We start from the raw sequence: 14,738 nt of genomic DNA, 5'->3' as shown, positions 1-14,738 counted from the left end.
CGCAGCCGCGAGGTCTGCGGCCTTCAGCTTTTCGGGGCTTGCTGCGGAATGGAGTTGAGGACCGGGTTGCCGTCCTTGTTGCGGGTCAGGTAGACCGGCAGCACCTTGGGCAGGGACGTCACCAGGGTATCAAGCTCCTTGATGTTGTAGATGCCGCCGATGCGGATCGCGCCGGTGCTGTTGTCGGCGACCATCAAGGGGTTTTCAAGGTAGCGGTTGATCAATGGCAGGGCATCGCTGAGCGCCAGGTCGTCGAGCACCAGTTTGCCGTTGCGCCAGGCCAGCGAGTTGTCGTTGTCGTAGGTCTGGCTGATCCGCGGAACGTGGTCGCCGTGGCGATAGCTCGCTTGCATCGAAGGGCCGAGCCTCAAGCCATCCCCCGACAGGTCATCGTTGCTGCTGACCAGTACCGAGCCTTCGACCAGGTTTACCTTCACCTGGTCTTCATACATCCAGACGTTGAATTTTGTCCCGGTGACCCGGATTCGGCCTTCGGACGCCTTGACGACGAATGGGTGCGACGTGTCGTGGCTGACGCTGAAGAACGCTTCGCCTTTTCCCAGGGTGACCTGGCGTCGATCCTTGTAATTGCTGTAGGTCAACTCGCTGCCCAGGTTCAGTTCGACCTGGCTGCCGTCGTTCAAGGTGACCTGACGCACACTGTCGGTCGCCTCGAAGTGTTGATACGAATTGGGCAGCCACCCCAGGTTCCATCCGCTGTACGCCGCCAAAGGCAACGCCAATGCACAAACCGCCGCCGCCATGCCGACAGTGCGCCAGGACGTCCGGGTGCGGCGCACCATTGGCGCAATGCTGGAGTCTGGTCGCGGAAGATCGCCTGCAACTTCCCAGATTTCCAGCATGGCCTCGTACTCGACCAGATGAAGTGGATGAACATCCAGCCACTGCTCGAATGCCTGCCGCTCTTCAACGGTGCAGTCAGGTTCATGCAGGCGCATGCACCAATGCGCGGCGGCTTCGGTGATGGCGTCAAACTGGGCTTGCGAGAGAGGGGTGTCGGTCATTGACTCATCCTGATTTCCCGCATTCTAACCTTGAGGGCAGCTTGCGAAAACAGCCGTCATGGCATTTACCCATCAAACGACGGTTTATTTTCTGAATCAAGGCGTGTGGGTGTGAAGCTCCCGCCCGAGTTGACTGATTAACCAGGCCACGCTGTCAGCATTGCCAAGTTGTACCGCCAGGCGAGTCAGTGAGTTTTTTTTGAAGATCTCACGGGCACCGCTCAGGTTTTGCGCGCCCGTCAACGCCAGAATATGCGCTTTTACCCGACCGGTATCTTCCAAAGTAGTACTTCCCGGGTCTTCCCATTCGCCGGTGTCGGGATCCTGGGTCATGAACAGTTGTGTGTAGGGTGTCTTGATCGACAACGCGGTGTCCTGAACACTGGTCAGCGCATGTTTAAGCTGGCTGGCGGTCCCGCTGGCAGTGCCGATCAGATCGGCAAAAGGTCTACCAGGGTCCATGTAGGAAATGTCCTCGGACTGACAAACGATGTGTGAAAGTTCATGCAGGAGAGTCGTCGCCCGTGCATGCGTACTGATCGGGAAGGTCTTGTCGGTAAGGTGTTGGCGGTAGTGCTCGTAACCGGTGTCAAAGAACTTTTCTCCCAGATAGATTTTCTTTTTTATGTCCTTCGGGACGACAAAACCGAATGTATTCTCGGCGCCTTCGATTACCCTGCCGACGACAAAACGATCGGACTTGGCCTTTCTGAGGGAAGGGTCCAACAAGGCGGCGAACATGTCGCCCACGACTTTTTCCAGCTTTTCCACATGTGCGGGCAGTACTTCTGGCACGTCGAGGAAACGCTTGATGAGTTGGTGCACGGGGGTGGTCGTGTCGTTGGCGTTCTTCAGCAACTGCAGGTTTTGAACACTGTTCCAGGCATAGCTCGTTGCCAGGTCCAGCGCTTCGTCGATTTGCCGGGCCTTGAGCGGGAAAAGGCGTCGTATTTGCGCCATTCCATGGGCGTCGATGTTCATGCCGTCCCAGGCCGCTGCCAGCGCATCCAGTCGGCGGATGAGGCCAAATTGCGGTGTGGGTACAGCCCGGTCGAGCACCCATTGTTTCGCTTCGTTTTGCCGTAGATAAGGGCCGAGCGCCTGTGTGTCGGCGATGCGCCAGCGGGTGCCGCGTTTGGCCACCGCGAATACCTTGCCTTCCACCGGCGCGTAAAGTTGCCGGGTCGTCGGGTGCGCGTAGAGCCCGGGTGTTGAGTCGGGCTTGAGCGTAGCCAGGTCGACGTGCAGACGTTCATGGCGCTTCAGGCCAGTGCGTTCGGGGGCGGTGACCTTGATGTCCTGCCATTTACAGGCGGCTTCAGGTTTTTCTTGCAGCGCAACGATCGACCTGGAAGTCGGCGCTGCGGGAATGTCCAGCGATTGGCGCAACGACGCGAGTTGAGCAATGCCGCTGATGAACGCCTTGATGGCCGCCGACCATTTATGCGTTTGCAGGTCTTCAGCGGATTGCTTGATGTCACGGTAGCTGTAGTACACCGTGACAGGGTAGGCCAGCTTGCTCATGAAAAACGAGTAGGCCTCATGCAGGTCTTCACCCAGAACGTGCTTGATGGTTGCCCATTCACCCTGCTTTCTGTCATCGGACTGACAACCGAGCAATCGGCCCAACAACGCGGCATTGTCATGGAACAATTGACCGAACAGGTGCCCCTTGATGGGGTTGGATGCCAGCGTGACTTCGGCTCTGGTATTGCCCGAGGCCACCGGCGCGGCTCTTGTCGCCCGGTTGCTGGACGTTGCCATCCGCGTCTCCAGCAAGATCCGCTCGGGGTTCTCCAGGTTCATGAGTATCCAATCGAGCAGTGGGCCGCGTGTCTTCAGTTCGGCCAACAACTGGGCTTCGCTTGCGTATTCCTTCATCCCGTGCCGAGGACTGTGAGGGGCCAACAGCACCTGCGGCGCTGTGCTGTCTGCCGATGAACCGATCAGGTAGATGCCTGGCACCTTTACGGTTTGGCCGCTACTGACACCGAGGAACTCCAACGGCCGAATGATGGCGTGGGCACCTTCGACGGCGGCTCGGGCGATGGTGTCCGGCATGTCCATGACTTGGCGGACAAGGTCAAAACCGGTTTCGCTCAAGCGCTCCTGCAGTTTTTCTTCATGGGCGTGGTGCATCAGTTGCCAGGGCAGTTGCGTGTAGAAACGCTGCCGGCGAACCCTGTTTGCCTCTGTATCGGCGAGGGCTGCGCTGAGTATTTTCCGCTGATGCTCACCCGGTTTCAGATTGCGTATCAGGTCTTTGATGTAGCGTTCGTCGAAGCCTTGCGCAATGGCCGTGGTGTCCAGGGACGTCAGTTTGAGGTGGACGGTGTCCAGGTCCTTGAGGTGAGCCAACGCAAAATCGGTCAGGGTCTGGCTGCTGGACGCAGTCCTGGCACTCGCGCTGATCTCGACCTGGACCTTGTCGGGGTCGATGTTGAAGTTGTCTGCCTTGAGTTGTTTTTCCAGTTCATGGTGGGCAGTGCGCTGCAATGAGCGGATGCCGGTGAGGTAATCCTGGTCGTCCTTTACGTTTTTCAGGTATTGCTCAAGCAGTTCGCCATGCAGGATCAGCTCATTGATCGACGCCTTGGCCAGCCAGGCCGGCAGTTTTTGCTGGGTGGTCAGGGACTGGGCGATGTCAGTCGCGCGACCGAGGCCGGTCATCGGCTCACGCAGGGCTACCAGATTCAACAGGTTGGCCAGCGGCGCGGGGGAGAGTGGGGTGGTCAGTGCACGGGTGACGAAGGCTTGGTCCAGATCAACAAAGGGCTTTTGCACATGGTCGAGGAAATGCCCATGAATCCGTTGCAGCGGCGCCAGCGTGTAGACTTTGCCCGGCGACCGCTCGCTGCGGCCGAGGTTTTCCAGGAGCATAAAACGATGATTTTCGTTTTCCAGGCGCCGTTCGAGCTCGTCCTTTAGCGGCGTCAGTGTCTTGAAGGCTTCAAATCCCAGTGCTGGCGTCCACAGAATGGCTTTGCCCGAGTGCACCGGATCCAGGCCACCCCGTTCAGTCAAGACAAAACAACCGGCCAGTTTCAGCGGGGTCGCAGTGGCGCCAGCGTTCAACGCCAGGGCAAAGACTTCCGGTAAAAACCCGTTCAATGCTGCTCGCTGCCAGTGTATGGGCGTATCGAGCACGGTTTTGATGATCGCCTGTTCTGACGCACCCAGAGTGCGCGAGACGGTGCGCAGCTTCAGTTCACTGCGCAGGGCCGTTGACAGGGTATGGGTAAAACTCGATTGCAAACTCGCCAGCGACAGGTTGACCAGGCTTCGCGCATCGGTGAACGTGCGGGTCGCCGTGGGAATGGCCGGGTGTTTTTCAAGAAGTTGATCGAGCGCCTGTTCGACCGAATTCAGCAGCGACAGCTCCTGTTTGGCCGACTCGGCGCGCACGGTGGCCGGTCGCGCGTTAATGCCGCGGTCCGGCCGTGTGCTCCAGCGTCCCTGGGCTTCAGCCAGCAGCAAGTGGTGATCGATCAATCCCCGGACGTCCAGGGCGTTGTCGAGCAAGGCGTGAGGGTCCAGCATGCCTTCGCTTTCACGGTAACGGCTCAACGCATGGCTGAGGTTTTGCCGTTGTTTATCCACGATGTCATGCATCAAGCGAGTAAACACCGAGCCGACGATGGGCTCACCGATGATCAGCCGTTCGTTCGGTTGCAGACCCAGAAAGGTGCTGCGTTCGTCCAATGACATGAAATTGAGCAACGTGTCTTCATGCCCCTCGCTTTCGAGCATCTGCAGGACGATTTTTTTCACCGCGGGCAGGTCGCTTGAGGCCTCGATGCCTCGGGACGGGCTGTACAGGAAACCCAACGAGTTGGCGCCGCCAATCATCAAGGTCGAGGCAAGCTCCGCAAAATGTTTGAAGGGGGCGGTGACCCGTACTTTTTCTATGCGAAGAGGGTCAATCGAGGCGGGGGCGAGGCTGACATTCATCAGTCGCTGGTATTGCTCTGTGGTCAAAGTGCCCTGCTGACGCTGGTGTAACAGTCTCGCGTGAAAAGTGTCACGCAAGCTCTCGGCGAAAAACGCCTGTCGCGACAAGCCATTGGCCATGGGCGTGTTCCAGAACGTCGCAAGCAGGCTGTGCAGGTGCGGGGTGAGACTCTGCGCGATTTCTTTTATTGCGCTTTCCCAGGCCTGGTTGTCGGCATCGCTGCTGATGACGTGCTCGGGGTGGGCAAACACCCTGGAGTCGCCCCTTGGCCACTGGTTCGTCAGGTAAAAAACCAGCAGCGCGTTGCTCAATGGCATCGAGGCAACCGTATGAGTCGTTTCGCCGTCATCAAACACAGAACCCGTACTGACAAAGCTTTTCAGCTGCGTCAGGCGCTGGTCGAGTTTGGGGAACGACTTGTACAGCGAGTGCTTTAGGGTGTCGTCCAGCATTGATTGCAAGGTGGGCATCTTGACCAATTCGTCGATCATCGCCTTCAGGTTGTGTTCCTGCTGTTGCTTGAGCGTGAGTTCCTGATCTTCAAACACGGCACCGTCGATTTCGCGGGTGGAAATATCGCGTGCTGCGACGGCGGCCATGCGTTGTTCGATGGAGAGGAAACGCAACAGTTCACGTTGTCCAGTGGCCTGCGCCAACCACTCTTCAAGTTTGCTTTTGAGGTCGATCATGTCCGCGAATTTGATCAAGCCTTTCCACGGTGTGTAGAGCGTGACCTCGCCATTGCCGGGTCGGCTCATGGCAAAGCTGCCGGCCAACGGGATGTCGGCCTTGTCGGTCAAAGACAACAGCAGATTGAAGACCTGCATCGGTTTTACATGGCTTTTGCGGGCTGCCTGGGTCGGCAGGTAAACCGTCTTCAGCCAACTCAGATCGTCCAGGGTAAAGCCCAGCGCATTTTCCCGCTCGCCGGGTTGCCTGGCACTGGACGCGCGCTCAGCCTCGTCAAAAAAATACGGCAATGCAGGTATTGTCATGATGCTTCCTCGTTGGACTGCGACACTGTTCGGCGCAGGTCGTTGAATCGAGGGGCGACAATAGGGAGCGGGATCAGGTTGGGTGCGGTACATATTGCTTGCGCGAGAGACTTGACAGGACGCCGGTAAGAAAGCGCTTAATCGACATGTCGCCGCCTCTAACAATAAAACTGGAGCTTCAGATGACCGCTTCGCCTGAAATGGCAGTCAGTTCGGCCAACTCAACCCTGGATTTCGATTCTCTCGTCCTGTTGCTCGAACGCATTTTCGTTCGGCACGGCACCTCCAACGAGGTTGCCAGGACACTGGCCCTCAACTGCGCCGGTGCCGAGCGCGATGGTGCCCACAGTCATGGCGTGTTCCGCATGCCCGGTTATGTGTCCACGCTCAAGAGCGGCTGGGTCAATGGCCAGGCCGTGCCTGTGGTCGAGGACGTGGCCTCGGGTTTTGTCCGGGTGGATGCCGGCAATGGTTTCGCCCAACCGGCGCTCGCCGCCGCACGCGCCTTGCTGGTGGAAAAGGCTCGCAGTGCCGGCATTGCGGTGTTGGCGATTCGTAACTCCCATCACTTCGCGGCGTTGTGGCCGGACGTCGAGCCGTTCGCCTATGAAGGGCTGGTGGCGTTGAGCGTGGTCAACAGCATGACCTGCGTGGTGCCACACGGCGCCGATCGCCCACTGTTCGGCACCAACCCGATTGCCTTCGCCGCCCCACGGGCAGACGGTGAGCCAATTGTCTTCGACCTGGCTACCAGCGCCATTGCCCATGGCGATGTGCAGATCGCCGCGCGCAAGGGCGAACGTTTGCCGCAGGGCATGGGCGTCGACAGCCTTGGCCAGCCGACCCAGGACCCGCAGGCAATTCTGGAGGGAGGCGCGTTGCTGCCGTTTGGTGGCCATAAAGGTTCGGCGCTGTCGATGATGGTGGAGCTCTTGGCGGCGGCGTTGACCGGCGGCAACTTCTCGTTCGAGTTCGACTGGAAGAACCACCCGGGGGCCAAGACTCCGTGGACCGGCCAACTGTTGATCGTTATCGATCCGGCCAAGGCGGCCGGGCAGAGCTTTGCCGAGCGCAGCCAGGAGTTGGTGCGGCAGATGCACGGTGTGGGGCTCAAGCGGTTACCGGGTGATCGGCGTCATCATCAGCGCGCCAAGTCCAGTGCGGGCGGCATCCAGCTCGATGCGGATACGCTGGCGAATTTGCGGGAATTGGCTGGCGACTAGATATTGAAATGTGGACTTGTGGGAGCGAACAAGCCGCTCCCACAAGGAATGCATTTCATTTTGAGGTTGTTTGCCGGTAGTGCTTACCGTCGCCCCAACAACAAGCCCACAACCAACCCAAACCCGGCGGAAATGGCCACGGTCTGCCATGGGTGCCCACCTATGTAGGTTTGCGTGGCTTCGACCGCCGGCAGGGTCCGAGCGCGGACGCTGGTAACGGAGTCCCGTGCCTGTTGGAGTTTCTGGGAGATTTGTCCACGAAGCGTGTCTGCTTCTTCACCGACCAGTGACGCACTGCTCTTGAGCAGTTTTTCCGACTCTTCGATCAGCGACTGAAGTTCGCTGAAAGCCTGGTCCTTGATCTGGTCTTCGGCAGCTTGTGCGGCGGTTTTGCGGGCCATTGGGTGACTCCTTGCAGGTAATGGACAGTGAACAATGGAGTCCGCCGCGATAGAAAAAGTTGCAGTGACATTGCGTGCGGACGCCATCCTGTTGAAAAATCCAGCGCAGGACATTTCTTCCTACAGTGTAAGATGTAGCCTATTTACGCAGCAGGTAATTTCCCATGAGTTTCAATCTGGCCGACAAACCCCTTGCCGAGCGCGCAGCGCTGGAAGACGAGAAATCCCGTCTGTTCGAACTCTGGCAAAACAACCTGGGCAAGGCCAAGGGCGAAGCCGCACGTCTGTTCGGTGAGCGCGCCAAGCGCAAGGGCAAATGGGCCGAGTGGGTGCGCGCCGAGCTGGATGGCATGTCGCCACCGGAGTTCTCGAACATGGTGCGAAGTGAAGTCAATCGGCTGATGGCGGCCAAATAATCTCTCGCGGCTGTACCCGATCTACTGTAGGAGCGAGCAAGCTCGCGATGGACGTCAACGATAACGAGGGCTTTCTGGGAGACCACGCTGTCCGGACGTTTTTCGCGAGCGTGCTCGCTCCTACAGGAAGCTGGCGGCAATCGCTTCACGCACCTTCACGACTACGGGATCGAGCTGGGTGCTGGTGCGCCAACCCATTTCGATCGGGTAGCGCGGCAACGCCAGGGGGCAGGGCAGTAGTGCCAGGCCGCTGAGCGTGGCGATGCTTCGGGCGGCATGGGCCGGAATGGTCGCCACCGCCTGGCTGCCCTTGAGCAGATATGGCAACGCGGCGAAATGCGTGGTCGAAGCGCACACCCGGCGGCTAAGGCCCAGTGCGGCCAATCCTTCGTCAGTGATCCCGATAAAGCCACCCGATGACACCAGGATATGTTCACGGGTGACGAACTCTTCAAGCTCGATGGTTTGCTGTCCCGCGGCGAGACTCATCGGGTCGACCAGGCACAGGTAATCGCCTTCACCCAATACCTGGCGACTGAGCAACCGCTCGGCAAACCCACCGGCCGTGATTGCCAGATCGATGCTGCGTTCCATCAAGGCGTGGGCGACGATCTGACTGTGGGTCTGGCGGAAGATCAGCCTCAGTTTCGGCGCGCAACGGGCGATTTCCTCGATCAAACGGCGACCGTAGGCGATTTCGAAATCATCCGACATGCCCACTGTGACCGAGCGCCCTTCGTAGTGATGGGCCGCCGGGTCGACCATCGCCAGGCTTTGCCGGCATTTGTTCAGCGCGTCGCTGACCACCGGTTTCAACTGATTAGCCTTGAGCGTCGGCGCCAGGCCGCGGCCGGTGCGCACAAACAACTGATCGCCATATAGCTCGCGCAGCCGGCGCAATGCCGCGCTCACCGCCGACTGCGTGACGCCCAGGCGCAACGCCGCGCGGCTGGCGCTGGACTCTTCGTGTAAGGCTTCGAAAACTTTGAGTAAGTTAAGGTCGACGGTGGCGATATTCATTTGGTTCATATCATTTAGCAGTGAGTTGGGCTTTATTGATGATCCGATGCCATCCGAGAATGAGCAACACTTGATGCCAACGGAGTTACCGCAATGCCCAAGTCAATCGTTGCAGCACTGCAAATCGGCGCTCTACCCGGCGGCAAGGCTGAGACCCTGGAGCAGATTCTCTCGTACGAAAATGCCATCCTTGAAGCCGGTGCGGCGTTGGTGGTCATGCCCGAAGCGTTGCTGGGTGGTTACCCGAAGGGCGAGGGGTTCGGCACGCAACTGGGTTACCGACTGCCGGAAGGCCGGGAAGCATTTGCCCGATATTTCGCCAACGCCATCGATGTGCCTGGCGCGGAAACCGAAGCGCTGGCGGGGCTGTCGGCGCGCACCGGGGCCAATCTGGTCATTGGTGTGATCGAGCGCGCTGGCAGCACCTTGTACTGCACCGCGCTGTATTTCGATCCGCAGGCTGGACTGGTCGCCAAACACCGAAAGCTGATGCCCACGGGCACCGAACGGCTGATCTGGGGCAAGGGTGATGGCTCGACCTTACCGGTGATCGACAGCCAGGTAGGGCGGATCGGCGCGGTGGTGTGCTGGGAAAACATGATGCCGCTGTTGCGCACCGCGATGTACGCCAAAGGCGTGGAGGTGTGGTGCGCACCCACGGTGGACGAGCGGGAGATGTGGCAGGTGAGTATGCGCCACATCGCCCATGAAGGGCGTTGCTTCGTGATCAGCGCCTGTCAGGTCCAGGACTCACCGCAGGCCCTGGGCGTGGAGATCCCCCACTGGCCGGCGGACCGTCCGTTGATTGCCGGCGGCAGCGTGATCGTCGGGCCGATGGGGGACATACTTGCCGGGCCGCTGAGGGGAGGGCGCGGATTACTCACCGCCCAAATCGACACCGACGACCTGATCCGCGCGCGTTATGACTACGACGTCGTCGGCCATTATGCCCGCCCTGACGTGTTCGAGTTGACCGTGGATGAGCGCGCCAAACCCGGCGTCAGGTTCAACACTTGACCGGCACCTCCGGGTTTTCCATGACCTGGAGGATCGAGGCTTCCGGATCAAAATCGTCTTCTTCCAGCTCGATGAATTCCTCGGGCAGGAAGATGTTCAGCACGATAGCGCACAACGCGCCGACGGTAATCGGCGATTCGAAGATGTTATGCAGCGCCTTGGGTAGCTCGCGCAACACTTCCGGCACGGCCGCCACACCCAGGCCCATGCCGATGGAAATCGCCACGATCAGCATGTTGCGTCGATGCAAACCGGCTTCGGCGAGGATCTTGATCCCGGCCACGGCGACGGTGCCGAACATCACCAGCTCAGCACCGCCGAGCACCGGCTTGGGCATCAGCTGCAGCACGGCGCCGATCATCGGGAACAGCCCCAGCAGCACCAACAGGCCGGCAATGAAAAACGCCACGTAGCGGCTGGCCACGCCGGTCAGCTGGATCACCCCGTTGTTCTGCGCGAAGGTCACCATCGGCATGCTGTTGAACACCGCGGCCATGGCTGAGTTGAGGCCGTCGGCGAGCAGCCCGGATTTGATTCGGCGAATGTAGACCGGGCCTTTGACCGGTTGACGGGAAATCATCGAGTTGGCGGTCAGGTCACCGGCCGCTTCCAGCGGCGACACCAGGAAAATTACCGCCACCGGGACAAACGCCACCCAGTCGAAGGCAAAGCCATACTTGAACGGTACCGGCACGCTCATCAGCGGCACGGCCGGCAAGCTGGCGAAATCGACGTGGCCCAGCATCCACGCGACTGCGTAGCCGAGGGTCAGGCCGATGACAATCGCGCCCAGGCGCAGGAACGGTACATCCACCCGGTTCAATATCACGATGGTGCCGAGCACCAGGGCTGCCAGGCCCAGGTGACTGGCCGCGCCGAGGTCGGGGGCGCCGAAGCCGCCAGCGATGTCGGTCATGGCGACCTTGATCAACGACAGGCCCATCAGGGTGATGATGGTGCCGGTCACGACCGGGGTGATCAGCATCCGCAGCTTGCCGATGAACTGGCTCAACACCACTTCGATGAAGGCGGCGAAGAAGCACACGCCGAAGATCGTCGAAAGGATTTCATCGGTGCCGCCGCCTCGGGCCTTGACCATGAAACCGGCACTGAGGATGACGCTGATGAACGAGAAACTGGTGCCTTGCAGGCACAACAGGCCCGAGCCCACCGGACCGAAGCGCCGCGCCTGGACGAAAGTGCCCAGGCCCGAGACGAACAGCGCCATGCTGATCAGGTAGGGGATTTCGCTCTGCAAGCCCAGGGCACTGCCCATGATCAGTGTCGGGGTAATGATCCCGACGAAGCTGGCGAGCACGTGCTGCAGCGCGGCGAACACCGTGGCGGTGAGGTGCGGGCGGTCGTCGAGGCCGTAGAGCAGGTCACTGTGGCGCGGGGTTTTTTCAGGGGAAGTCATGGTGGTTTATGTGCCGGGAGGCGGGGCCGGGTCAGAAAATGGAGGCGCAGGATGCCAGAAAGACTTTGAAACAGAAACTCGGGATTGTCCCAATCCCGTAGTGAGGGCATTCATCTGTGGTGGGTGGATTTATCTGTGGCGAGGGGATTTATCCCCTCGCCACGGATACATACCCAAGGCACAGAGTGTTCAGGCAAACGCCGCGAGCAGGTCCTCTTCAAACGCCTTCTGCGCATCCCCCGGTACCTGCGCGCGATGGCGAGCAAGGTGAAACGCCACCTCGAAACTCAAGTCGTCGCGACGTACTGGCCGCAGCAAACCCTTGTCCTCCCAACTGCGGGCGAAATGACTGGGCAGATATCCCACATGCTTGCCAGACAGGATAAAGGCGAGGGTGCCTTCGACCTGCTCGGAGCGCGCCGAGCAGACCTTGCCTTGAAAGGGCTCGTCGCTGCGCAGGAAGCGGTAGGGGTGATCGACCCGGTCGCACGCCTGGAGCGCCTGGTCATCCGGCGCCTCGTCGGTGAACAAGGGATGGCCAACGGCGCAATACAGGTGCTGGGTTTCGGTAAACAGCTCGCGGTAGTCAAACGCGCTCTGGATCTGCGAGAAATATCCGATGGCCAGGTCCAGCCGCTGCTGCAACAGCAAGCGCTCCATGTCGCCGGGCATGGCGCTCATCAACTCGATGCGCACCGATTCGTCACGCTCGCGAAAGCGCCGGATCGCTTCGGCCACCCGCTGCAATACCGATTGGTCGAGCGCTTCGGACAAGCCCAGGCGTACCTCGCCGATCAAGCGCCCGGCCACGCCGTTGGATTGGTGACGAAACGCCTCGATGGACTGGAACAGGCTGCGCGTCGCGCCAAGCAATTGTTCGCCTTTGGGCGTGATCCGAAAGCCACCCTTGCCACGGCTGCACAAGCGATAGCCGAGACGGGTCTCCAGCCTGGCCATTTGCTGGCTGATGCTCGACTGGCTCAGGCCCAGTTCACCCTGGGCTGCGCTGAAGCCACCGCACTCGACCACGCTGACAAACAGGCGCAGCAATTGAAGGTCCAGGTCATGCAGTTGACCGAGCATCAAACATTACTCCGGGATAATGTCAGGTTAACAATCTTTATATTTTACCAATGTAATCGACGACGCATCCTGCATCCACTTCCCCCGGTCAGGTGTTGGTCATGAATTGCCTATTCAAGCTGTGTGTTCCCGCGCTGTTCGTTGCCATGGCCACCGCGGCTCAGGCCGAGGACAAAGTCGTCAATCTGTACAGTTGGGCCGATTACGTCGCGCCCGAAACCCTGCAGCGCTTTGAACAGGAAACCGGTATTCACGTGCGCTACGACACGTTTGATGCGCCGGAAGTACTGGAAACCAAATTACTCACCGGCGGCAGTGGCTATGACGTGGTGGTGCCGTCGTCCAGTGTCCTGGCCCGTGGCCTGGCGGCCGGTGCGTTGCAAGCCATCGCCCACGAAGGCTTGAAGGGCTACGCCAATCTTGATCCGGACTTGCTGGAGAAACTCGCTGCGGTTGATCCCGGCAATCAATTCGGCGTGCCTTACACTTGGGGCACCCTGGGGTTGGGGATGAATATCGAGGCGCTGCACAATCGCCTGCCGAACGTGCCGCTCAACAGCCTGGACCTGCTGTTCAAACCCGAGTACGCCAGCAAGCTCAAGGACTGCGGCATTGCGATCATCGACTCGCCGCAGGAAGTGATCGGCCTGGCATTGCATTACCTGGGCAAGGACCCCTACAGCACCGACAAGAAAGATCTCGACGCGGCGCAAGCGCTGCTGCATCAACTACAGCCTTCGGTGCTGTATGTCGCAAGCGGCCGGCAGATCAACGACCTGGCCAACGGCAGCGTCTGCCTGGCCCTGGCTTACAACGGTGATGCCAGCATGGCTGCCGATCAGGCGCGCAAGGCCAACAAGCCCTATGAAATCGCCTACCGGATTCCCAAGGAAGGCACCCTGGTTTGGCAGGACAACCTGGCGATCCCCAAGGATGCGCCACACCCCGAAGCCGCGCGCCAATTCATCGAATTCATGTTGCGCCCCGAGTCCGTCGCCGCGCTCACCAACACGCTGTTCTTCGCCACCGCCAACCAGGCCGCGACGCCGCTGGTCGACGAGGCGGTGCGCAGCGACCCGGACATATTTCCACCCGCCGACATCCGTCAGCGCCTGTACGCCGACCGCAGCATGAGCCTCAAGGACATGCGCCAGCGTACCCGCGTGTGGACCACTTTCCGTAGCCGCCAATAACAAGGATCCTTCAATGGACGTCCCCCTGCAGAACGACCAGGCCATCACCCGTGACAGCCTTTATGGAACCGCCGCCGAAAGCACCTATGCCGGCATCACCAGCTTCATGCGCCGACGCTACAGCCGCGACTTGCGCGGCGTCGACGTCGCGGTCAGCGGCGTGCCGTTCGACACCGCGACCAGCAACCGCCCCGGCGCCCGCTTCGGACCCCGGGGAATCCGTGCCGCGTCCACCGGGATCGCCTGGGAGCGCCACTGGCCGTGGACCTTCGACCCATTCGATCATCTGGCGGTGGTCGACTTCGGTGACTGCGACTTCGACTACGGTTCGCCGCAGTCGACTCCCGAACGTATCGAAGCCCATGCCGAGCACATCCTCGATGCGGGCAGTGCCATGCTGACCTTCGGCGGCGACCATTTCATCACCTATCCGCTGCTCAAGGCCCATGCGCGCAAGCATGGTGCGCTGTCGCTGATTCACTTCGACGCTCACAGCGATACCTGGCCGGACGAAGAGGGCAAGCGCATCGACCACGGCACCATGTTCTGGCATGCGGCCAAGGAAGGACTGGTCGATCCGTCACGTTCGGTGCAGATCGGTTTACGCACCACCAACGATGATCACCAGGGCTTTGCGGTGCTGGACGCGCGGCAGGTGCACCGGCGTGGCGTCGATGCGATCGTCGAGGCCATTCGTGCAAGGGTCGGCGACAACCCGGTGTACCTGACGTTCGACATCGATTGTCTCGACCCGGCGTTCGCACCGGGCACCGGCACCCCGGTGTGTGGCGGCTTGAGTACCGTGCAGGCGCTGGAAATCCTCGGCGGCTTGCGCGGGATCAACCTGGTGGGCATGGATGTGGTGGAGGTGGCGCCGGCCTACGACAATGCGGACATCACTTCATTGGCGGCGGCGACGCTGGCGATGGAGATGCTGTGCCTGTATGCGGCGAAACATAAGCTCGATCTGTAACACACGCTCCTACAGGGGGCGGT

At 60.2% G+C, this 14,738-nt stretch carries 11 protein-coding genes; 5 read left to right on the top strand and 6 right to left on the bottom strand.

Annotated elements, in window-relative coordinates; all coding sequences use genetic code 11:
- Window positions 1-23 precede the first annotated feature (23 nt).
- Window positions 24-1,025, bottom strand: coding sequence for a FecR family protein (locus tag AC1Q8Q_RS03470; protein ID WP_020797181.1), 1,002 nt, complete (start codon window positions 1,023-1,025; stop codon window positions 24-26).
- Window positions 1,026-1,121: 96 nt separating this feature from the next.
- Complete coding sequence (locus AC1Q8Q_RS03465; protein ID WP_432668200.1) at window positions 1,122-5,972, bottom strand: dermonecrotic toxin domain-containing protein; 4,851 nt, start codon at window positions 5,970-5,972, stop codon at window positions 1,122-1,124.
- Between the two features lie 182 nt (window positions 5,973-6,154).
- On the opposite strand from AC1Q8Q_RS03465, the gene AC1Q8Q_RS03460 reads away from it, so the two are divergent.
- Window positions 6,155-7,195 carry an Ldh family oxidoreductase gene (locus tag AC1Q8Q_RS03460; protein ID WP_020797179.1) on the top strand — a complete coding sequence of 347 codons (1,041 nt, stop codon included), beginning with the start codon at window positions 6,155-6,157 and terminating at the stop codon, window positions 7,193-7,195.
- An 83-nt stretch (window positions 7,196-7,278) separates the two neighbouring features.
- On the opposite strand, the gene AC1Q8Q_RS03455 is transcribed toward AC1Q8Q_RS03460, so the two are convergent.
- A complete protein-coding gene (locus AC1Q8Q_RS03455) occupies window positions 7,279-7,596 on the bottom strand; it encodes an ElaB/YgaM/YqjD family protein (RefSeq protein WP_020797178.1) in 318 nt (105 codons plus the stop codon).
- Between the two features lie 164 nt (window positions 7,597-7,760).
- Between AC1Q8Q_RS03455 and AC1Q8Q_RS03450 the strand changes: the two genes are divergently transcribed.
- On the top strand, window positions 7,761-8,012 hold the full coding sequence (locus tag AC1Q8Q_RS03450; RefSeq protein ID WP_008061409.1) for a hypothetical protein: 252 nt from the start codon (window positions 7,761-7,763) through the stop codon (window positions 8,010-8,012).
- Window positions 8,013-8,132: 120 nt separating this feature from the next.
- On the opposite strand, the gene AC1Q8Q_RS03445 is transcribed toward AC1Q8Q_RS03450, so the two are convergent.
- Complete coding sequence (locus AC1Q8Q_RS03445; RefSeq protein WP_432668199.1) at window positions 8,133-9,041, bottom strand: LysR family transcriptional regulator; 909 nt, start codon at window positions 9,039-9,041, stop codon at window positions 8,133-8,135.
- Window positions 9,042-9,125: 84 nt separating this feature from the next.
- On the opposite strand from AC1Q8Q_RS03445, the gene AC1Q8Q_RS03440 reads away from it, so the two are divergent.
- Window positions 9,126-10,049, top strand: coding sequence for a carbon-nitrogen hydrolase family protein (locus AC1Q8Q_RS03440; RefSeq protein WP_432668198.1), 924 nt, complete (start codon window positions 9,126-9,128; stop codon window positions 10,047-10,049).
- Here the strand turns inward: AC1Q8Q_RS03440 and AC1Q8Q_RS03435 are convergent.
- A complete protein-coding gene (locus AC1Q8Q_RS03435) occupies window positions 10,039-11,466 on the bottom strand; it encodes a nucleobase:cation symporter-2 family protein (RefSeq protein WP_083349177.1) in 1,428 nt (475 codons plus the stop codon). The two genes, AC1Q8Q_RS03440 and AC1Q8Q_RS03435, sit on opposite strands and share 11 nt — an antisense overlap.
- A 189-nt stretch (window positions 11,467-11,655) precedes the next feature.
- Window positions 11,656-12,549 (bottom strand): LysR family transcriptional regulator, encoded by an 894-nt coding sequence (locus AC1Q8Q_RS03430; RefSeq protein ID WP_432668197.1) that lies wholly within the window; start codon window positions 12,547-12,549, stop codon window positions 11,656-11,658.
- Between the two features lie 101 nt (window positions 12,550-12,650).
- Between AC1Q8Q_RS03430 and AC1Q8Q_RS03425 the strand changes: the two genes are divergently transcribed.
- Window positions 12,651-13,742, top strand: a complete 1,092-nt coding sequence (locus tag AC1Q8Q_RS03425; RefSeq protein WP_432668196.1) for a polyamine ABC transporter substrate-binding protein — start codon at window positions 12,651-12,653, stop codon at window positions 13,740-13,742.
- Between the two features lie 13 nt (window positions 13,743-13,755).
- Window positions 13,756-14,715 carry an agmatinase gene (gene speB / locus AC1Q8Q_RS03420; protein ID WP_083349175.1) on the top strand — a complete coding sequence of 320 codons (960 nt, stop codon included), beginning with the start codon at window positions 13,756-13,758 and terminating at the stop codon, window positions 14,713-14,715.
- The last annotated feature ends 23 nt before the right edge of the window (window positions 14,716-14,738 follow it).

The organism is Pseudomonas sp. GW823-FHT06B06, assembly GCF_058795195.1.
This window is presented reverse-complemented; position numbering and strand designations above follow the sequence as displayed.